Below are 16,356 nucleotides of genomic sequence, written 5' to 3' on the forward strand. Positions count from 1 at the left end.
TGTGAGGTTCGGCTGTGATGTCACTGGGATGTTCGGTTTTGTGTGTCACTTATGTTTAAGTGTATTGGTGCTGTTCAAGGGGTGGTTGGGTCGGTTGGTCATGGTGACAGTTCTCCGGATTTTTTGGTGACATGAGGCCGTGTTAGCTGGTGTCGTGTTTGTCGTATCTCCTTTGTTTCTTGGTCTTCGTGGAGCGTGTCCGGGGTGTTGTCGCTGGTGCTGATGTCGTGAGGTTCTGTTGGTGCGGACCTGTGTGGTGGGCTCGGGGTCGTTAGAGCTCGTAACACGATCTCGTTGAGATGCCCTGGCCGGCCGTGACCGGTGCAGTCTCGGTCATCTCGTGTCGGTTCCCCGACCGTCAGATCCTGCGTTGAGGGAGCCTGCACCCCCGACCGGAGTGCAGGCCGGCGTGCCAGTTTCTGGCCCTGCTCAGATGGTGGTTCCGTCGGGATTGATGGTGCGGAATCCGGTGTAGGGGACGAGCGCTGGAGGGACCTCGATCGAGCCGTCGCTACGTTGGTTCTGTTCGAGGAGGGCTACTACCGTCCTGCCGATGGGGAGTCCCGAGCCGTTCAGCGTGGCGGCGTACTCCTTTGTGGTGCCCCGCTTGACCCGGATGCCGGCTCTGCGTCCCTGGAAGTCTCCGCAGTCAGATACGGAGGAGATCTCGCGGAAGCGCTGCTGGCTCGGTAGCCAGACCTCGATGTCGAAGGTGCGGCGGGCGGAGAAGCCGAGGTCGCCGGCACGGAGGTCTATGACCCTGTAGTGGAGTCCAAGGCGCTGGAGGCATCCTTCGGCGTGGGCCAGCAGGAGTTGAAGTTGTTCCTCCGCATCCTCCAACAGACACAGCCGCACGAGTTCCACTTTGGCGAACTGGTGGAGGCGGATCACTCCGCGGGTATCTCGGCCGTAGGATCCGGCTTCTGAGCGGAAGCACGCCGTATGGGCCGTGAGGCTCAGCGGGAGGTCGTCTTCGCCTAGAGTTTCATTGCTGTAGAGGTTGACAAGGGGAACCTCTGCTGTGGGGATCAGGTACAGGTTGCGGTCGGCGACCCTGGTGGCGAACAGGTCGTCCGCGAATTTGGGCAGCTGACCCGTTCCTGTCATCGTCTCCGGTGTCACGAGGCAGGGAACGCTGTGCTCGAGGTACCGGTGTTCTTTGGTGTGCAGGTCCAGCAGGAATGAGGTGAGCGCGCGCTCGAGCATCGCCCCTGCACCGCGGAATACCGCGAAACGGGACCCGGACAGCTTGCTGGCCCGGGACAGGTCGAGGAGGCCGGCAGACGTGGCCAGGTCGACATGGTCGCGCGGTGCGAAATCGAAGGCCGGCTGCCGGCCCCATCGTCGGATCTCGACCGGTGGATCCTCTGGGCCGCCGTCGGGGGCTTCGTACGAGGGGACGTTGGGAATTGCCAGCAAGAAGCTGTTCAACTCGCCGTTGGCGCTGCGCTGCGCCTCGTCTGCCGATCGTATCTGGCTCTTCAGCTCTTTCGCGGTGTCGAGGTCGTTCTGATTTCTGGCGCCGCGTTGCTCTGCCAGCTTGCGGGTCACCGAGTTGAGCCTTCCTCGCAAGGACTCTCTGTGCGTGATGGCCTCTGCGCGTTGCCGGACAAGCTTGTTCAAGGCATCCGCGTCAAGGACGTAGCGGCGTCTGCTCAGCCGGTGTTCGGCCTGGGCATCCGGACGCAGCAACTCCTGAGGATCGTGCACGATGTCTCCTTAACCGGCGAGGGCACTTTCGAGCAATCTGGCCAGTTGGTCGGGGCCGACACCGACGAGGTCCAGGCAGGCCGCGACCACGTGCTCGGAGCCACCGGCCTCGCTCCATTTCTCGGCGACCAGTTCCTGGTGGTCGGTTCGGAGACCAGGCCCGATGCCGCCGCGCGGAATCGAGCGATGCTGGGTGTAGGACCTGCCATCGGTCATACGCACGTTGACTCGCGCGGGTGTGGGCTTGACGGCCTCAGTGAAGTCGTCCGAGGGGTCTCCGACGTTCCCCACCAGGTCGACGAGGTCCTGGCCCCCGAAGCAGCGGAGCCAGGCGCAGGCTCGCCCGCCCGCCTGCCGCAGCGCCTCGCCGAAGGGGGCGTCACCTCGCATCAGCGTGCGCGTCATCCCGCGGTCGTGGACGAGTCGTACTTTTTCGGCGAGGGCCCAGCGGTCGGCCTCTCCGACTGCGGGCAGGGAGAAGTCGTGGACGGACAGCCGCCCCGTTAGCAGGGCCGTCGCCACGGGATAGGGAGTAGTCAGAACGAGTGCGCCGATCGGTGTGTTCGGGCCGGCCAGGTAGGGCTCCGCCTTCCGGGCCGCATACATCGTGTACAGCGATCCCTCGACGAGGACTTCCTCCACGTCCTTCACGTCGTACGCAGGGATTCGATCGTGCAGATCGATGGCGCAGTCGATCGCTGCGTCGATTCCTGGGCCGCCTGGGTGGAGCTTGAAGGACAGGGTCTCGGTGTGCCAGCGCTGTCCCAGTCCGAGAGTGACGGCTTCGGGAAGCGGTACGTCAGCGAACTGGTGGAGGAAGCCGTCCTCGTGCTCGAGAACGTCCGCCGCTCCGTGCAGCCCTCCGTGCGCCGCATCGCATGCGTCCAGTCCCATGCGGACGCCCACGGGAACATGCAACAGCCGGGCGTCTGTGGTGACAAACCCGCGCATCAAGGTCCATGGAGGTGCGCTTAGGGCAAGAGCCAAAGCGTCCGTCCATACGTCGGCGGGAGCACGCTCGCAGGCAAGCCGGCCTGCGACCGCCCCCACCACATGGGTATGGAGCGCGGTCTGGCCGCGGAATGGGCCAAGGGTCGCTGCCGCCGTCACTCGAGCTGCACATTCGTTGGCGACGATCACCGCACGGAGCAGTTCGCGCCCGGACAGGCGCAGATGATGTGCGTAGGCGAGCGGGACTCCCACCGTCGATGGCCCCAGGTGTCCTGCGTATGCGGTGTCATCGAGGTTCAGCCATGCCCCGGCGGCGGACAGCACGCGGGCCGACTGCGCCACGTCGTCCTGCCAGGGCCGGCCGAGTGCCCTTGCGAGCCGCTTGCCGTCCTCCTGGCCGAGGCCAGAACGGATGGCGGCCAGCTGGGACAGGATGTGGCTGGCTGCGAAATTCTGTACACGGGTGGGTACTTCGCTGAGTTGGAGGGAGCTCGCCCACTCGGCGAGCAACGCCAACCGGCCGCGAGCGCTTCTGTCAGCCCCGGACTCTGTGTCCACGTCCCGTCACCCGCCTTGGCGCTGATCACGCGCGAAGACTGGCACCACGCCGGGCAGGACCTCGATGGTGATGCTGTGGCGGTTACTCGTCACGACTTCCCCGTCGCTCTCGAAATGCAGGGGGCTTCCATCGGTGCGTTCCAGCGCTATCTCGGCGCCGCGGGCGTAGGTGACGCCGGGGTGCCCCACGTGCTCGCCGGTCCGCATCAGGTCCAGCGCCGTCCGGGCCGGCAACGAGGCATCGAGCACGCAGACATCTAGGAGCGCGTCATCGGGAAGGGAGCGAGGCAAGATGTTGTAGACACCAGCACGGTGCCGCCCGCCGCCCACATTCACGAGCGTCGTGGCCCCTGAGTGGACGACCCTCCCGTCGACCAGCACTCGACCCAGGTACGGTCTGTATTTTTTCAGCGCCTTCGAGATGGCTTCCTGATATCGGTCGCGCCCCGGTACCAGAATTGAGCGGGATTCTGCGGTGGCAGCCGCGAAGAGGCCCGTGCTGACCCCGAGTACGACAAGCCGTTCCGGAGAGCTGATCCGGGCGAGGTCCAGCTTACGCACCTCTCCCGCGTCGCCGGTGAGTGCAGAACGCAGAGCAGCGTCCCAGGGAATGTCATCCCAAAGAGAGCGGTAGTTCGAGTTGCCCGTTCCGCCCGGCATGACCATCAAGGTCGGGCGGTGCGTACCGCGGCGAATTCCGTCCACAACCTCGCGCAGAGTTCCGTCTCCACCTACGGAGATAAGTACGTCAGGAAGGTCGGCACTCGGTGCGCTCTCTTTCAGTAGGGAACCGAGGAAATCGGTTGCATGACCCTCGTGTTGCGTCCAGAAAACATCAACGTGCCCGGAGAGGTCTGCGCACAAGGATTCCATCGAGGCAACGCGAGCGCGTGTCGTGGAACCAGCGGCGGGGTTCGCGATGATGATTACACGACGCTGTCGACCGCGAGGGAGACCATTGCCAGCCATGAAGTCACCGCGATCCACAAGAGAAATTAAGATAGACATCGCTGCGCGGAGAGGGCAGGATTCGAACCTGCGTGGGCCGAAGCCCGACCGAGTTGATACCCGGACCCCGATAGGCCACTACGGGCACCTCTCCTTTAAGCGGTCCGGTGATTGAGTCGCCGTCGCGCTGTTGATGGGTACTCTGCCCTATGGCTCTGACAGGTGTCTGACGCCTTTCTGACATCAGATTTCCTAGCATGCGACTGGAATTATTGACCTTCAAGATGTGGCGTCGGGGAGCCCGGACGTCTGTATGAGGCATGCCCAAGGGGCGTCAATTCTCGAATGCGGGCAGCCGATGCGCGCCACCTTCAGCGTGTAGGTTCTCGAGGGCTCGATCAGCTCCGTCGGCAACGCTCACAGAATTCCAAACTGGCTTCCCCGAAAGGAGTTGAACCACCCCGCAGGCCCCGCAACGGCCGACCAGCATCGCTCGCCTCCGCAACCAGTGCCAGGTCCTGGGCTGATTGCTGTTCCGCACGGTCCGGCATTGCAGTGCCATGCCGGTGACGGCTGTCGGCCATCGCGGTGCAACAGCCGTCAGGCCGTGCGGATCCATGTCCGTACGATCTCGGCGGTCCCGATGTCCGGCTTCATGGCGACCCCGCGTCGCTGCCTGCTCGGTTGGGCAGTTCGGGCGGAGGAGCGCACTGCACACTCATGGACATCAGCAGGCAGGGGGCGGGCCGCCACGACTCGATCCCCTGGGGGGTACCGGGCCTTGGCCAGGCCCAGAGCGGTTCTGTGCTGCGATGGGACGCTGCGGTGGTCGGCCAGAGTCAGAAGTGATCACGCCAGATTCGTCGGACGATGAGGGGGCGGAGTTTTTGTTCGATGAGAGTGGTGATTACTAAGGCGGCCGGGAAGTCCGTTGCCGCGCATGACGGGGGAGGGGGATCCGCTGGCCATGGCCTCGTCGCGTCCGGACGGTTGTGCTGCTGGCAGGAATGGCCGCTCTGAGGCGTGCGGCCCAACCGGGTAGGGAGAGGTCTGCCGAGACGCTCATGTTTCCCATGGTTACTTCATTGCTGTCCGTGAAGCAGCTCGGTGAGCCGGAGCCGGAGCCGGAGCCGGGCGGCTGGCTCAGGGAGAGCCCCGACGCAGAGGAGAAGGCCTGCCCGGCGGCCTGCAGTGGGGAAGGAAAGCCTCCTTCCTCGCGGGCGTGACGGTTTGGGCGGTTCGGGCACGCCAGGTCAGGGAAGCGGCCAGCGATGTTACGGAGCGTTGTCACTGACTGTAATGCGTTGTTGACCTGACTCATGTCGGATGAAACTATCGATCCTGACCGACGGTCGGTCAGTGGTTCGCTGGGAGGGGTAATGGCGCACCTTCGGCCCTAGCCAGTGGCATACCGACCCGGTCTGGCCGTCAGGGTTGTCGAGCGGGGGGCTGATTGCGTATTGCCGCTTGCCGCGAGCGACGCCGAGGAGAACTCGCAGCCGAACATCGGCTCGCCTGGAGCAACCCAACCTCCAGGGCGAGGCGCCGTGCCTGGCCATCAGAACGCGTCCATGACATGTGCCCCCACGGTCCCTCCCCACGGCGGCTCCCCTGCCCATGGTGAGGGGTGCCCCGTCCTCTTCCTCCACGGAGCAGTGATGCTGAAGTTCCAGATCTTGGGTGCCATCGCGATTCACTCGCCTTGCTGCACGATCCGGCCCAAGGGCGCGCTCCAGCGCGCGCTGCTGGCCACCCTCCTGATCAGCGAAGGGCATCTGGTGCCCGCTGAGAAGCTCATCGACGAGATTTGGGGGAGCGAGCCGCCCGACATGGTCGAGAACGCTGTTCATGCACACATAAGTCGCCTCCGGCGGAAGCTGACGTTGCTGGAGAAGGACACCGGTGCATCGCAACTGGTCACCCACCCCGGCGGATACCGTCTCGTTCTCGACGATGGCCAATTGGATGCCCTTGTCTTCACCCAGGGGTATGAACGCCTGAAGGATGCGTCCGGCACGCCGGCGGAGATCGCTACGGAGTGCCAACGCCTGCTGAACCTGTGGAGCGGCAGTGTCTTCGGCGGCCCGGTCGGCGGAGCGATCTGCCAGGCCGCAGCGGCCCGTTACGAAGAAGCCCGCCTTGCGGTGCAGGAAAGGCTCTTCGACTGCCAGCTGGACGACGCACAGCACGACCGTGTCATCCCCGAACTGCGCAAGTTCCTGATCACACATCCCTACCGGGAGCGGCTTCATCAGCAGCTGATGGTCGCTCTGTACCGGGCCGGGCGTCAGACCGAAGCTCTGCAGGTGTACCGAGACTTGAGGCGGGGGCTGTCCGAGGAACTCGGGCTTGCTCCGTCGCCGGCGATGCAGGCCTACGAGCGGGCGGTGCTCGAGCAGGATCCTGTCCTCAACTGGAGTTCCGTCCTGGGCCTGGCAGGTTCACAACGGGCTCTTCTGCCTCCCCATCCGACCCGGCGCTGACTGTTTTGAGGCCGGTCTCAGCGGAGAGGAAGTGGGCTCCCCGCCGCCGGCCCGGGGGAATTTCGCCGGCTCGGGGGCCCACTTCCGGTCAGTGCGCCTGGCGTTATGCCTGAGGCGCGGCTTGTGCGAGGGCGTCACGGTGTCCGGGGATGTGCCGGGTCGTCCGCATCTCGATCAGGTCGGACCAGGTGAGTACCGAGTCACTCACGTACTCCCCGTCGCGGTCGTGCATACGTAGCGTGAGCCGGGCCTGAGTGTCCGTGGGGGAGCATGCCACCAGCAGGGACCGCAGTTCCGCCCAGTTGCGACGCACGCTGTCGACGCGCTGCGCATGCGTGGTGGTGCTGATCATCTTCTTGATCCGGTCGGGGTCCATCGAGGGCTGATTGTCGACGGTGGCGGGGTGGCCGTTGATCTGCTCGCGGAGTGCGGTGGTGATGATCCGGTCGGCCAGTGCGATGTGGCACAGTCGCCAGTCGACATCGGCGCGCGTCGCTGCCTCGAGCGGCGTGGTGTCGGTGATGGCCTCGGCCTGGGCGATCAGGCTGTCGTATTCCGAGGCGAGTGCGGTGATATCCATGGGTGTGGCCCGTCGTTCTGTGAAGGGGTAGGAAGGGCTGGTGAAACGGCCTGGATCGCTCAGGCGAGTTCGCGGCGCTTGCGGGCCAGCGCGAGCGTGTCCAGTAGGCACAGTACGGCTACGACTGCGGCAAAGAGCTGCACAGCCGTCAGCAGGCCGGTCGACGTGGCCAGGAAGCCGACACCGATGACGGGGACGCCGACGCCGAGGTAGATGACGACGTAGAAGCTCGAGAGCACGTCCGCGTGCCGGTCCTTGGGGGCGAGCCGGTTGATTTCGGTGATACCGCCGAGGAAGGCCAGCCCCTGCCCGACGCCGCCGATGACGGTGGCGGCCAGCAGCAGGACGAGTGAGCCGGCGCCGCCGGCTACCGCCAGCAGGACCAGGCCGACAGCCAGCAGGACTAGGCCGGTGATCTGGATACCGAGCGCCTGGCGGCCTGACGCTGCGATCTGGGCGGCCACGGAACAGGCGAGCATCAGCGCTACTGCACCACCGGCCAGGGCGAGGTTGCCGCTGCCGGAAAGCTTGGTGACGTAGGTCGGCACCAGGCTCAGGAACAGTCCGATCACGGAGAAGGCCAGGAAGCTGGCCGTACCGCTGGAGACGAACGCGCCGCGCATCGAGGCAGGGATGGAGGGACGGCGTGGGCGCCACTTGGTGGAGGGCCGGGACGTGGGCAGGGTGGCCATGGTGACGGCTGCAGGTACCAGCAGCACGATTTCCACGACGAAGGGCAGGACGTACGGCGACGGGGCGTACTGGGCGAGCAGGCCTGCGATCAGCGGGCCGGCCCCCAGCCCGCCGACGGAGGCGACGGTCGATACCAGGGCGGCCCGGCGCCGGTCGCCGCTGGGTTCGAGCTCGCTCAGTGCCGCGGTGAGCGCGCCGGATGCCGCGCCCACGGCCAGGCCCTGCAGCAGACGGGCGGCGAAGAGCCAGGCGACGTTGTCAGCGAGCGCGAACGCCAGGGAGCCGAGCGCGGCCAGCAGCACGGCCGGCAGCAGCACCTTGCGGCGGCCGATGGAGTCGGACAGGGGCCCGGCGATCAGCAAGGAGGGGATCAGCGAGGCCACATACACCGCGAAGATCAACGTCACCATGAGCGGGGAGAATCCGAATAAGCGCTCATACCCGCGATATAAGGGGGTGGGCAGGTTCGTGCCGGTGAGCAGGAAGAGCAGCGTGTAGGCGGTCGCCCAGAAGCGGACCGGGCTCCCCGTGGTGGCCTTGGCGCTGACGGGAGCCGCCAGTGGTTCCGTCGTCATCTCGTCCTCGAAAGTTTGTCTCGCCGCGGGTGGCTCGCGGCATCCTCAGGGCCACAAACCATGACCGACGGTCAGTCAATCAAATGACCAGTAGTCAGTCAACTGGTGACCGACCGCCGGTCAGATAGGATGGGTTCGGCACCGTCGCTCGAACGGAGGTGGGCATGCCGGCGAAGGCACGGCGCAAGCGGGTTACCAAGAGCCCCGACGACCGCAGGGACGACATCCTGCGCGCGGCCGAGCGGGTGTTCGGCACCACGGGCTTCGAGCGTGCCACCATCTCCGAACTCGCCGACGCCGCCGAGATCGGCAAGGGCACCTTCTATCTCTATTTCGAGTCCAAGGACCACCTGCTCGGCGCCCTGTGGGAGCGTTACGTCGACGCCATCGTCTCCACGGCACGGGAGATCCTCGCGGAGAGCGATGCCTGGTGGCCCACCATCGACCGGGTGATGAGCGCCCTGATCGGGCACGCGCTGAAGAACGCCGAACTCCACCGGATCGTCTACGGCTCGGCCAACGCCAAGGCCCTCGAACTGTGCCGGCAGGCCAACCAGCGGGCCATTGACCTGATGTGCGACTTCGTCGAACAGGGCACGCACGCAGGCGCATTCCAGGCACTCGACACACGCCTCGCCTTCCGCATGGCATACCACGCCACCGACGGCCTGCTGGACGACCTCATCGCCCAGAACAGCGACGGTATCGACGAGCCCCAAGTGATCGCCCTGGTCTCTGAGTTGATGCACCGCGCGCTGGGCGACCACACCTATGTGGCTACACCCGCACCGGTCTGAGGACGACAATGGCGCCGTGGACCAGCCTGGACCGGTCCACGGCGCCGCAACGAAGGAAGAGCGGTCAGTCCGCCCCGCCGTCCTCGGGGCCGGCACCGGGTGCCGGAGCGGTCAGGACACCGACATACGCTCCGTCGGAGTCGGGACGGCCCAGGACATCGATCACCCCGCCCCACGCACCGCCCGCCGGTGAATCGGCACAGGCGAAGGCACCCGGCTGACGCATGTCGCGCACCAGCTCGTCGACGAGTTCCCGGGTGAGGTGGGGAACGGCATACAGATGGACGTAGGTCCGCTCCTCGCCGTCCTCATAGACCGTCTCGCACGAGAGCGAGTACTTGCGGACGATGTCCGCACCGGGCTGACGGAACCGCACCGTGAGGGCCTGCGGACTGCGGGCCACCCACAGGTCGATGCCGAGCCTGTCCTGCAAGGCCAGCAGCCGGTCGTGCGCGTAGCCGGCCAGTCGGTCGCAGTCGGCGGCCAGACGCACCAGATCGTCGTACGAATGCCGGGACAGGTAGTCCCACAGCAGCAGCGACGAGAAGCCGTTGCGGGACCCGGCGAACGTGGTGTCCGCTGCCCCGATGTACTCGGACGACTTCGGCGGGGTCATCTGCAGCCCGGTCCGTGTCATGTAGACACCGCACGCCCAGGGCGTTCCCATCCACTTGTGACCGCTCATGGTCAGCGAGTGCACCTCGGGCAGCCGGAAATCGAAGACGGGCGGCGCCTCGTCGACCATACCGGCGTCCCGGGCCATCTGCAGGTACGGGGCGTAACCTGCTCCGAGCGCGGCATCGATGTGGATCCAGAATCCGCTGCGCTCGTCGAAGGCACTGTCCGTGCCGCGATCGTGGTACACCCGCCGCCGGTCCAGACCGTACTGCGTGCAGATTTCCCGCACGGTCCGGGCCACTGACGGGACGTGGTCGTAGGCGCCCTTGAACGTCGACCCGTAGTTGAGGCTGACCAGGATCGGGTAGCCCCTGGCCGCGAAGAAACGGACCAGCAGGGCGAGTTTGTCGACATCTATGGCACCGTCGACCGAGGGCACCTCGGTCGGCCACGGAGTGCCCGGCCCGAGCGGGTTCTCATCCGGGTACCGGCAGCTGCCGATGCTGTGGAAGGTGTCGATGCCCAAGACCTGCACGGCCTTGGTGAGCGAGTAGTGCGTGTCCTGCGAGAAGAACGCCACGGGCTCATAGGCATGCGGGCTTTGTCCCTCGTGCCGCAGCGCCTGCGTGTAGACGACGGAGGCAGCCTCGCCACAGGATTCCCGGTGCTGGCGCCGCAGCAGTTTGCCTGAAAGGTAGTCCCGTGCGTTCCACAGCCCGTACAGGTTGCCCTCGCTGGACCCCATGGTCAGCGCATAGCCCCAGTACGTTTCCGGATCGTTCGCGTCGTGGGGCCACTTGGCGTTCCACAGAGAGGCGAAGTAGTCGAGGACGGCTCGCTCCAGGACCTTCGAGTTCAGGGTGTAGGAACTGGACTCATAGGGGTCACCGACGTTGTTCAGGTGCCGGTCGAGGTAGTGACTGAGATGCTGGTAGTCGAGGTCACTGGTGACCTGATAGCCGGCGAAGTTGCGGGTCTGGGCGTCCACGTAACGGCGGAAGAGACCCTCGGCCTCTGCGTACTGCTGCTGGTCCATTCCGTCCGGGGGAATCTGGACCTTGGCGAAAGGGACCTCCGGGACGTCCATGTAGATCTCCCGGGGGTCACTGGATGGCGCGGTGACATGCGGCACGCCGTCCACCGCCCGCAGCCTGCTGAAGGCTTTCTGCCATGGCATGTCCTCGGGCCCGAAGGGCAGATCCGGCCCGGAGGGAGCGGAGGAAGTTGACACGACGATGTCCTTTCACAGCGAAACGGCTCGGGAGCGCCGCGGTCCGGTGTCACGTCAGGCGGAGGATCTCCACGGCCTCGTCCAGGCCCATGTACGAAAGACGGGCAGCGGCCATCTTGTCCGTCCAGGCCTCGGCGGTGGCGTAGCGCTCCTCTGCGGTGGTCGCCAGCAGGCGCTGTCCGGGCCACACCTCGTAGTCGCCGATGAGGTCGGCGTGCTGGTGCATGCCCTCCTGGAAGAGGTGCTCGCGCTCCAGGATGTACTTTTTGTCGGGGATTTCGTCCCACAGCTTTCGGCCCCGCTTGATGATGTCCATCAGCCGAGTCCGGTAGCCGGGCTGAGCCAGCAGGTGCTCGCGCACGATGGAGCTGCCGACGGTGAGATGACGGATCTCGTCGATGGCTGCGCCGCGGGCGATGGCGCTGGCCGCGGGATCGATCAGGCTCCACTTGCGTTCGCTGAGCTCGGCCGCCGGCGCCAGGACGCCCTCGATGATGATGGTGAAGACTGCCACGCCTCCGATGAAGTCGCCCTCGTCGCGTACGGCGTGCAGGGCGAAGTCCAGAATTGGGTCGAGCACGTCCTGCTTGTAGTCCGCGGACAACGCGGCGATCGTGGAGTGCAGGTCGTCGGCGGGCACACCCATCTCGACGAGGTGATTGCGGAACACCATCGAGTGCCGGGCCTCGTCCATGAGCTGCGTGGCGAAGAAGTCCATCTCCGCGATTCCGGTGGCGTTGGCGACGTAGTACGCCAGCACCCGGGTCCCCTGCTCCTCGGCCACCGACCGACAGCCCAGCTCCAGGATCTGGGCATTCCGCAGGGGCCCGTCCGTGCGCATGTGCTCCGGGGTGATCTCGGCCGTGGTGTGCCCGGTCCTGGCCCGGTCCCGCAGGGTTCCCTGGGCGACACCGCTGAGCCAGTACGCCAGATCGCAGTGTTGCGCGGACAGGTCCAGGTTCATCGCTCCGTCGAGCAGCCCCGGCGCCTGGTCCCAGTCGGTCTCGGGCGGAAGGGAGTGGGTCATGTTGGCTCTACCTTTCAGGAGTTACCTACGAAGGGGTGCTACTCGAGGGAGGTGACACCGCTGGGCTGGCTCCGGCTCACGCGCACGACGTCGCGAAACTCGACGTCGTGTAGCCGTCCGTCGAAGTTGACCAGAGGCCTGCCAGCCCGCCCTTGGCCGTCGAGGACCTCGGCGACCAGCAGATCGTCGCTGGACCCCAGGGGGATCAGACTGGCCAGGCGGCACTGGAAATTGACGAGGGCGTCCTCCAGGACGGGCATCCCGGCGTTCGGATGCGCTGCCCACCGGACGTAGTCGAACTGACGCCGACCGCGCGGCCGATCCGGATTGGCGAACCAGTCGGCCACGGCCGACTGCCGGGAGGACAGAACGTTGACGGCGAACACCCCCCGCCGGCGGATCAGCCCCGTCAGATACGAACCGCGACGCAGGCTGACACCGATCCGCAGCGGCTGTTGCGACACCACGCTGACGGTGCTGACAGTCGCCCCGTGCTCTGCCTCGCCGTCCTGGACGGTCACCACCGCGACACCAGTGGGCAGTTGGCGGGTGAGTCCCCGCAGCTTGCGCAGCCGCTGCTCATCGGCTGCCGCCGTGGTCTCGCGGTCGGCGGCGGCCGTCGAGAGGGTCATCGCTGGGAGCCGACGGCGGGCGCGGCCGTCACCGACGAGGAGTTCTGCTTTGCGAACAGCCCCCGCGAGAGGCGGGCGAAGTCCTCATTGACCACGGGCTCGAACGGCAAGGCGAAGGGCTTGAGGAAGTTGCCGAAGACCCCTCGGTCGGCGCACAAGTGGATGGGAACCACCAACAGGGCCCACTCCGGGCCGCTGATCCAGATCCACAGCCCTATCACGGCCCCCTGGGTGATCAGGCTGTGCATCGTGTTGTACAGGACGTAATACGCCTTGTGGATACGGTGGTCCGGGCTTCGCCGATAGGCGATTGCCCCGGGGATGTACCCGATCAGATCGATGTACACGAATAGAAGGACCGCCGGAAGCCAGCGGACCTCACCGATGTGCGCGATGAAGACCATGAGCGACACTGCCAGGCCGGTGAGGTACTCGCCGCGGTGCAGGCGGGTCGTGGTGGGCGATTCGAATGAGTTGAGCTGATCCATGGTTGAACTCCGCCTCGGCGTACGTCAGATCTGCAAAGGTCCGCCATTGAAGTACTCGACCAGATGGGGCGAGGAGCTCGTGCGGCCGGGAGGATGGAAGGCCAGCGGGTGCAGCGCGGACGACAGGTACGCGACCTCCGGCGACTTGATGAACGCGATCCCACCGAGCAGCTCGACGGCTTGGTCGGAAATTGCCGCCAGAGCCTTCTGAACGGCGAACCGCGCGGTCAGGGCGGCAGCGACGGCCTGCTCCCCGAACATGCCGTCGCGCACTGCGCGGGCCACCCCCTCGGTCAACCCGACGGCCGACTCCAGTTGGATACCGAGGGCGGCCCGGTCGGTCACCGAGCCGCGTTCCCGCTTCATCACCAACTCCGTCAGGGTGCTGGCGGCGCCTACATAGGCAGAGGTGATGAGCAGCTCGAACCACACGAAGGTCGCGGTCTGCAGGTCGTCGAGTCGGCTGGGATCGTCCGGAGTGCCGCGGATGATCAACCGCTCGGGGACGTGCACATCCTTCAGGCGGACTTCGTTGCTCTGCGAGCCGGCCAGGACCGGGCTTTCCCAGAAGGGGTGCACCGAGATGCCTGGCGAGTCCGCCGTGATCAGCGGTACAGCGAGCGACGGCTGTCCGGTCCCGTTGGGAAGGATCACGCTCGTGGTGAGGATGTTCATCGAACGTGACAGGCTGCACGGCTTCTTCGATCCGTTGAGAACGAATCCGTCGTCGACCGGTGTGGCCGTTACCGAAGGGTTCAGGATGTCTTGCTGGGTCCTGCCTTCAGCCCACCCTGAGGCCAGGAGCATCCCCTCCGGAGCGACCCGGGCGAGTAGCTTCTTCTGCTCGTCGGTGGGAGGGATCACACGGTCCGTGAGCGCGAAGAGCATTGCCGCGGTGAAGTTGTGCATGGTCGCGGCCGCCGCCAGTGACGGGGAGCAGGCGCCAAGGGCCCGAGTCACCCGCACGGCATCAAGGGCGTCGGCCTCGTTACCCCCGTACGCGGAGGGAACGAGCAGGCCCGCCCCGCCATGCGCCCGGAAGATGTCCAGCACCGGGCTGTCCGCCGTCTCCCTTTCCAGGAGAGGGAGTTCCTCCAGTGTCTTGAGCAGCCCGGGGTGAAGGCGCTCGCACGCATCACGGGCAGCATCGAGAGAACGCATTCTGGGTTAACCTCCGGCGTCCGTTGGACGAGACAGCTCCCAGGCAGGGGCACAGGAAGCAGATAAGGGACCGTGCTGAACCAGGCATAGAATTCCCCGGGCTTATTGCACGTTCCGTCAGTCTTGCATGCGCCTCTGACGTTCACCTGACGCTTGATAATTCACGCACGTCAGGAGGGGCATTCTGACAAGTACGTGATAACCGTCTGACCTCTTCGCTGTGCAGGTGCTTCCGGGGATTGCGCACACGAGTGAAGCGCAGCAGGATATGCACCGGCATACATCAGCCCGGTGCGTGGCACCGGGGCTCTGCAGCGAACCGTAGTGTCTGAAAAGCGACAGGCGAGGAGCCTTTCAACATGGGTGAACGGGAGGTAGTGCAGAGTGCTTCGGATGTCTCCGTAGAACATGTGCTCAGCGCTATTCAAGAATTCAGCGCATCGGAGAACCCCAGCTCCTTTCTCGCGGTCAACGAGGGGAACTCGTACTTTGCTCTCCCGAACCGGCCAGGAGTCATCGTCTACCGACCGGCGGGAGAATACTTGATCCAGTTCGGTGGCCCCTTCGCCCCCGATGATTCCTATCTCGATCTCGTCCGGGCCTTCACTCACTACGCCCAGACCGAAAATCGCAAGTTCGCCATCATCCAGCTCCAGAAGCGGGACGCGGAGATCTACGCCCGTGAAGGCTTCACCGTGAACCAGGTCGGTGCTTCCTACGCCGTCGACCTGACCACCTTCACGCTGGCGGGGTCCCGGTACATGCAGCTGCGCAACAAGATCTCCAGGGCGTTGCGCAGCGGCATGACCATCATCGAGGCCGACTACGAGCAGTGGCAGGAGGGAGTTCACAGCATCAACACAAAGTGGCTGCCGCTCAAAGGAGAGGGTGCCCGGCCACTCGAATACCTGGTCGGGCAGACCGGCGGCGCGATGCAAAAGCACCGTCGCCTGTTCATCGGCCACGTCGACGGTGAAGCAGTCGGCTACGTCTCCTACTCCCCGGTCTACGGCAGCAACCCGGGCTGGATGCACGACCTGAGCCGCCGGCTCCCCGACAGCCCCGCAGGCGTCATGGAAGCGGTCAATAAGGCGGCGATCGACGTGTTCCGAGCCGAGGGAGTCCCCTGGCTGCATTTCGGGTTCACGCCGTTCACCAGCCTCAGCGACGATCGGGAAATGCCCGGCCACAGCCTGGGGTTCAAATGGCTGATGCACTACCTGTGGGAGAACCAGGTAGTCTACCCGGCCTCGTCCCAGCTGGCGTACAAGCAAAAATGGAATCAGAGCCTCGTGCTCACCGAGTACGCCGCATTCCCCGGGAAAGCAAGCGCCGAAGGGTTCGTCAACATCTGGCGGGCCGCGAATGCCATGTGAAAGAACTCACTACAGGATTGGTGTAAAGATGCCCGTCCACCAGAATTCCGCCACCGTACTCGAAGGAACACAGGAGCGCCTCGCGACCCTGTTCGTTCAGTTGTGCGGGAACCCGAACGACCGTGCAGTCGCACAGGGAGCGGACGAGGCCTTGCATCAGCTGGACTCTCTCCTTGCAACTGCGCACAGTGATGCGCCGTAGGTGAGAGGCAACTGATGACCGAGCAGGCCACCGGGGCCCACCATCCCCAGCCGCGGGCCCGTAACGGCGGATCCTCCGCCGCCACCGTTGAGCACGTCACGGGTGCGCAGTCCCTCATCCGCTCTCTGGAGGAGGTGGGGGCCGACACGGTATTCGGCATTCCCGGCGGCGCCATCCTCCCGGCCTACGACCCGATGATGGACTCCACCCGGGTGCGCCACGTGCTCGTCCGTCACGAGCAGGGCGCGGGTCACGCCGCCACCGGCTACGCGCAGGCCACCGGCAAGGTCGGCGTGTGCATGGCCACCTCGGGCCCGGGCGCCACG

At 65.6% G+C, this 16,356-nt stretch carries 15 protein-coding genes and 1 tRNA gene; 5 read left to right on the forward strand and 11 right to left on the reverse strand.

What is annotated here, in order from left to right; genetic code table 11:
* Nucleotides 1–429 precede the first annotated feature (429 nt).
* From serS to WA762_RS34485, 3 genes are read right to left on the reverse strand one after another with little or no spacing between them, the layout of a single operon-like run.
* The gene (serS, locus tag WA762_RS34475) at nt 430–1,710 is read right to left on the reverse strand and encodes a serine--tRNA ligase (RefSeq protein WP_335941531.1); all 1,281 of its coding nucleotides are present in this window, start codon (nt 1,708–1,710) and stop codon (nt 430–432) included.
* A 9-nt stretch (nt 1,711–1,719) separates the two neighbouring features.
* A complete protein-coding gene (locus tag WA762_RS34480; RefSeq protein WP_335941532.1) occupies nt 1,720–3,219 on the reverse strand; it encodes an MmgE/PrpD family protein in 1,500 nt (499 codons plus the stop codon).
* Nucleotides 3,220–3,225: 6 nt separating this feature from the next.
* Nucleotides 3,226–4,092 (reverse strand): diacylglycerol/lipid kinase family protein, encoded by an 867-nt coding sequence (locus WA762_RS34485; protein ID WP_335941533.1) that lies wholly within the window; start codon nt 4,090–4,092, stop codon nt 3,226–3,228.
* Between WA762_RS34485 and WA762_RS34490 the strand changes: the two genes are divergently transcribed.
* Nucleotides 4,027–4,218, forward strand: a complete 192-nt coding sequence (locus WA762_RS34490) for a hypothetical protein (RefSeq protein WP_335941544.1) — start codon at nt 4,027–4,029, stop codon at nt 4,216–4,218. The genes WA762_RS34485 and WA762_RS34490 overlap by 66 nt on opposite strands.
* 16 nt (nt 4,219–4,234) lie before the next feature.
* Here the strand turns inward: WA762_RS34490 and WA762_RS34495 are convergent.
* Nucleotides 4,235–4,321, reverse strand: a tRNA-Asp gene (locus WA762_RS34495).
* Nucleotides 4,322–5,825: 1,504 nt separating this feature from the next.
* Here WA762_RS34495 and WA762_RS34500 point away from each other — a divergent pair.
* On the forward strand, nt 5,826–6,650 hold the full coding sequence (locus WA762_RS34500; RefSeq protein ID WP_335941534.1) for an AfsR/SARP family transcriptional regulator: 825 nt from the start codon (nt 5,826–5,828) through the stop codon (nt 6,648–6,650).
* A 103-nt stretch (nt 6,651–6,753) separates the two neighbouring features.
* Here the strand turns inward: WA762_RS34500 and WA762_RS34505 are convergent, their stop codons facing one another.
* Together WA762_RS34505 and WA762_RS34510 are read right to left on the reverse strand one after the other, a co-directional pair.
* Nucleotides 6,754–7,230 (reverse strand): hypothetical protein, encoded by a 477-nt coding sequence (locus tag WA762_RS34505; protein WP_335941535.1) that lies wholly within the window; start codon nt 7,228–7,230, stop codon nt 6,754–6,756.
* A 59-nt stretch (nt 7,231–7,289) separates the two neighbouring features.
* Nucleotides 7,290–8,498, reverse strand: coding sequence for an MFS transporter (locus tag WA762_RS34510; RefSeq protein ID WP_335941536.1), 1,209 nt, complete (start codon nt 8,496–8,498; stop codon nt 7,290–7,292).
* A gap of 164 nt (nt 8,499–8,662) precedes the next feature.
* On the opposite strand from WA762_RS34510, the gene WA762_RS34515 reads away from it, so the two are divergent.
* Nucleotides 8,663–9,295 (forward strand): TetR/AcrR family transcriptional regulator, encoded by a 633-nt coding sequence (locus WA762_RS34515; RefSeq protein WP_335941537.1) that lies wholly within the window; start codon nt 8,663–8,665, stop codon nt 9,293–9,295.
* A 64-nt stretch (nt 9,296–9,359) separates the two neighbouring features.
* On the opposite strand, the gene WA762_RS34520 is transcribed toward WA762_RS34515, so the two are convergent.
* The 5 genes from WA762_RS34520 to WA762_RS34540 are packed head-to-tail and all read right to left on the reverse strand — an operon-like array spanning nt 9,360 to nt 14,452.
* The gene (locus WA762_RS34520) at nt 9,360–11,144 is read right to left on the reverse strand and encodes a pyridoxal-dependent decarboxylase (RefSeq protein WP_335941538.1); all 1,785 of its coding nucleotides are present in this window, start codon (nt 11,142–11,144) and stop codon (nt 9,360–9,362) included.
* 49 nt (nt 11,145–11,193) lie between these two features.
* Nucleotides 11,194–12,171: a VlmB-like protein gene (locus WA762_RS34525; protein ID WP_335941539.1), complete on the reverse strand. Its 978-nt coding sequence runs from the start codon at nt 12,169–12,171 to the stop codon at nt 11,194–11,196.
* Nucleotides 12,172–12,209: 38 nt separating this feature from the next.
* Nucleotides 12,210–12,803: a flavin reductase family protein gene (locus WA762_RS34530; protein WP_335941540.1), complete on the reverse strand. Its 594-nt coding sequence runs from the start codon at nt 12,801–12,803 to the stop codon at nt 12,210–12,212.
* Nucleotides 12,800–13,291 carry a hypothetical protein gene (locus WA762_RS34535; RefSeq protein WP_335941541.1) on the reverse strand — a complete coding sequence of 164 codons (492 nt, stop codon included), beginning with the start codon at nt 13,289–13,291 and terminating at the stop codon, nt 12,800–12,802. The genes WA762_RS34530 and WA762_RS34535 overlap by 4 nt, the downstream gene beginning before the upstream one ends.
* Before the next feature lie 24 nt (nt 13,292–13,315).
* Nucleotides 13,316–14,452, reverse strand: a complete 1,137-nt coding sequence (locus WA762_RS34540; RefSeq protein ID WP_335941542.1) for an acyl-CoA dehydrogenase family protein — start codon at nt 14,450–14,452, stop codon at nt 13,316–13,318.
* A gap of 359 nt (nt 14,453–14,811) precedes the next feature.
* Here WA762_RS34540 and WA762_RS34545 point away from each other — a divergent pair, with 359 nt between their 5' ends.
* Both WA762_RS34545 and WA762_RS34550 read left to right on the forward strand, forming a co-directional pair.
* Complete coding sequence (locus tag WA762_RS34545) at nt 14,812–15,828, forward strand: DUF2156 domain-containing protein (RefSeq protein ID WP_335941543.1); 1,017 nt, start codon at nt 14,812–14,814, stop codon at nt 15,826–15,828.
* A 216-nt stretch (nt 15,829–16,044) separates the two neighbouring features.
* Nucleotides 16,045–16,356 (forward strand): thiamine pyrophosphate-binding protein (locus WA762_RS34550; protein ID WP_335937557.1); only part of this gene is annotated, 312 nt, incomplete at its 3' end.

The sequence above is a fragment of the Streptomyces tyrfis genome (assembly GCF_037034285.1).
Taxonomy (GTDB): domain Bacteria; phylum Actinomycetota; class Actinomycetes; order Streptomycetales; family Streptomycetaceae; genus Streptomyces.